Annotated in this window: 1 protein-coding gene; it reads right to left on the reverse strand. The window is 43.9% G+C overall.

Features of this window, described 5'->3' with window-relative positions; genetic code table 11:
- On the reverse strand, positions 1–533 hold a 533-nt coding region (locus A3762_RS27975; protein WP_197469519.1), incomplete at both ends, for a tol-pal system YbgF family protein.

The following is a 533-nucleotide window of genomic DNA, read 5'->3' on the forward strand; positions in this document are numbered from 1 at the left end:
ATAAATGCTAATGCTTCTATGCCAATATCGTAACGTTTAGGGTGCTCTTTGAGCACCCACTCATAGGCTTCGGTTGCTTTTTCTTTAACGCTATTCTCAGAAAAATATCGCGCAGCTTTATAAGCGGATTCTGCTGACAGCGCTGCATCAATTGCTTTCTGTTGCTTGGCTTGTGCGAACAAAGACTCTGCTGCATCGATATAAAGCGCCTCTTGCTCTAAGGCATAAATTAATTGCGTTAAACCAGTAGCTTGAAGTTCATGTTTTGGAAACGTAACTTGAAACAAACGATGAGTTCGGACGGCTTGAGCCCAATCCTCTATGCTCCCCGCAACACTCGCTGCATTGAATAAGGCGTCAGGTGCAAGCGGATCTGAAGGGAACTCTTCATAGACCTTAAGATATGCATCAAGTGCGCGCTTACTTTTACCACTCTTCTTACCTTGCTTATAAAGTGAATTAGCAAGGGCTGCGTTGATAGTGCTTTTTCGTTTAGTGTTAAGAGAGTACTCGGGATCAGACTCCGCGATAGA

The sequence above is a fragment of the Oleiphilus sp. HI0125 genome (assembly GCF_001635355.1).